The sequence below is a fragment of the Microbacterium sp. Kw_RZR3 genome, assembly GCF_029222405.1.
In the GTDB taxonomy this organism is placed as follows: domain Bacteria; phylum Actinomycetota; class Actinomycetes; order Actinomycetales; family Microbacteriaceae; genus Microbacterium.
This window is the reverse complement of record NZ_JARHXC010000067.1, coordinates 1-2490: the sequence shown is the minus strand read 5'-3', so window position 1 is coordinate 2490 and position 2490 is coordinate 1. Positions and strand designations below refer to the sequence as shown.

The window sequence follows — 2490 nt, the reverse complement described above, 5'->3', positions numbered from 1 at the left end:
TGCCGTGGGGTCGGCGTGTCGGCATCCGGATCCGCGTGACGGCTCGGGGGTGGCTCGGCGCGGGAATGCGGCGCCATGAGTCGTCCGGCTGACCCGGGCGCGCCGAGGTGTGCCAGGCTGGACGGGATGACGATCGAGCCCCCTGCCGCCGGCGAACCGCGGCGCCCGCACGGTCCCCGCGACCCCGGGGATGCGTGGGTCGTCGCGCCGACGGGCGAGAAGTACTGGGGGCGTTTCGGTGCCGCCGGACTGCTGGCCCTCGACGCCGAGCGGGGCGTGCTGCTGCAGCACCGCGTGTCGTGGAGTCACTTCGGCGACACCTGGGCTCTCCCCGGCGGGGCGCGCCACGAGAACGAGTCGGCGCGCGACGGCGCCCTGCGCGAGTCGGGCGAAGAGGCCGGCGTCCCCGAGGACGCCGTGCAGGCCCGTTTCGAGAGCGTGCTCGACCTCGGTATCTGGACGTACACGACCCTCGTCGCCGACGTCACCGCGCCCTTCGAGCCCGTCATCAGCGATCCCGAGAGCGTGGCGCTCGAGTGGGTGCCGGTCGACGAGGTCGAGTCTCGGCCCCTCCACCCGGGCTTCGCCGCGGCGTGGCCGGCCCTTCGCTCCGCGCTGTCGGTGCGTCCCGCGGTGGTGGTCGATGTCGCGAACGTCATGGGCTCGGTACCCGACGGCTGGTGGAAAGACCGCGCCGGCGCGGCCGGGCGACTGCTCACCCGCCTCTCGGCGCTCGCGTCCGAGGGAATGGATGCCGAGTCCCTCGGCCTTTCCGCCACGCGCTGGTTCCCGTTCGTTGCGGCGGTGCTGGAGGGCGAGGCGCGTGCGACGGACGTCGACCACGAACTGGTCGCGGTGTGGCGGGCCAGCGGGTCGGGCGATGACGAGATCGTGCGCGTGACATCGAAGCTCGTCGGGTCGTGGGACCCGGTGATCGTGGTGACGAGCGACCGCGGATTGGCGGAACGCGTGGAGGCGCTGGGGGCGTCGGTGCGCGGGACGCGGTGGTTGCTGGATCAGCTGGGCTGAAGCGCGACGGAACCGGGGTGGCTGGGCTCGTCGGAGCCGCCTGGCGACGTGGGGGTCTCGGTCCCTTCGACGGGCTCAGGGACCTGGGGTGGCTGAGGTGGGGGTTTCGGTCCCGTGCATGGGATCGGGGACCTGGTGAGGTGGCTGAGCTTGTCGAAGCCACCGGTCGAGTCGCTGCTCAGTCGAGGTCTCGGCCGCGCAGCTTCTCGATGTCGCGGCGATCGCGCTTGGTCGGGCGGCCCGCGCCGCGGTCACGGACGGGGACGAACGGCATGCTCTCGCGCGGTGGGGGTGGGGGAGTGCGGTCGTCGAGGGCCTCGGCGACGAGGGCGGCCCCGACCCGCTTCGAGATCGTCTTCTTGACGACGAGGATGCGGTCGAACCCTTGGATCCGCACGCGGAGCTCGTCGCCGGGCCGAACCGGCTGCGCGGCCTTCGCGCGTTCGCCGTTGACGCGGACGTGACCGGCGCGGCACGCGGTGGTGGCCGCGGAGCGCGTCTTGTAGACCCGGACCGCCCACAGCCAGGCGTCGACGCGCGCGGTGGGCGTGGCATCCGTCATGTCAGGTCCTTCGTCGGCGAACCTCCATCGTAGGACGGGCGCTCAGTCGTGCAGCGTGAGCGCGACGAGGGCGCGGTCGGGTTTGGGGCGATCGACGACGTCGAAGCCGGCGGCCTCGAAGACCGAGACGGTGCCGCGGAAGAGCTGGTTCGACGACCGCTTCGCGGCGTTCGGATCGAGCGGGTACCCCTCGACGACGCGCGCCCCGCCGTCGCGGGCGGCGGAGACGGCGGCATCCAGGAGCTGGCCGGTGAGACCCCTGCCGCGGTGTTCTGTGCGGACGACGAAGCACGAGACGGCCCACACATCGTCGGCGTCGAGCGGCTCCGTGGTCGAGGCCGTGACGTCGCGGGTTCGGGCGAGGCGCGGTTGGGCGGTGCGGGGTCCTACCCGCACCCAACCAGCGGGTTCGCCGTCGACATATGCGATGAGTCCGGGCGGGCGGCCGTCGCTGAATTCGGCGCGGAAGAGCTCGGTGCGTTCGGCGACGGATGCCTCTTTCCACGGGCCGTTGGGGAGGAGCCACCACTGGCACTGGCATTCCGGGCCGTCGCCGCTGTCGAGAGCGACCTCGGCGTCGTCGAAGCGGTCACCGGTCGCGGGGAGGATCTCGATGCTCATGCGGCGACCGTAGCGAGGGGGTCCGACACCGGCAAGGGATTGCCGGGCGCTCGGCCTCTGGGAGCGGGTCGGCCCCGCGCGCACCGCCCGAGGCGGCTTGTTCCTGCATCGCCGGGCTCTGCCCACACGCCGGGGTGCGGTTGGCTTCACACTTCGCGGGCATGCGCACACGCCCGGGCTGCGGCCGGTTCGCGGCACGGTCGCGGAGCGGCTAATATAGGGGAGTTGCCCGCTCGCGGGCGACGGGATGTGGCGCAGCTTGGTAGCGCACTTGACTG

The 2490-nt window shown here is 72.7% G+C and carries 3 protein-coding genes; 1 reads left to right on the top strand and 2 read right to left on the bottom strand.

From position 1 onward, the window contains the following. Positions 1–126: 126 nt before the first annotated feature. Positions 127–1029 carry an NUDIX hydrolase gene (locus P2P98_RS03535; protein WP_275797289.1) on the top strand — a complete coding sequence of 301 codons (903 nt, stop codon included), beginning with the start codon at positions 127–129 and terminating at the stop codon, positions 1027–1029. 178 nt (positions 1030–1207) lie between these two features. Here P2P98_RS03535 and P2P98_RS03530 read toward each other — a convergent pair whose 3' ends face one another. Beyond that, positions 1208–1591: a S4 domain-containing protein gene (locus P2P98_RS03530; protein ID WP_275797287.1), complete on the bottom strand. Its 384-nt coding sequence runs from the start codon at positions 1589–1591 to the stop codon at positions 1208–1210. A gap of 42 nt (positions 1592–1633) precedes the next feature. Next, a complete protein-coding gene (locus tag P2P98_RS03525; protein WP_275797285.1) occupies positions 1634–2212 on the bottom strand; it encodes a GNAT family N-acetyltransferase in 579 nt (192 codons plus the stop codon). Positions 2213–2490 lie beyond the last annotated feature (278 nt).

Bases quoted from the DNA above. Each gene is read 5' to 3' on its own strand.
- P2P98_RS03535 (WP_275797289.1), top strand. From the start codon at position 127: ATGACGATCGAGCCCCCTGCCGCCGGCGAACCGCGGCGCCCGCACGGT.
- P2P98_RS03530 (WP_275797287.1), bottom strand. From the start codon at position 1,591: ATGACGGATGCCACGCCCACCGCGCGCGTCGACGCCTGGCTGTGGGCG.
- P2P98_RS03525 (WP_275797285.1), bottom strand. From the start codon at position 2,212: ATGAGCATCGAGATCCTCCCCGCGACCGGTGACCGCTTCGACGACGCC.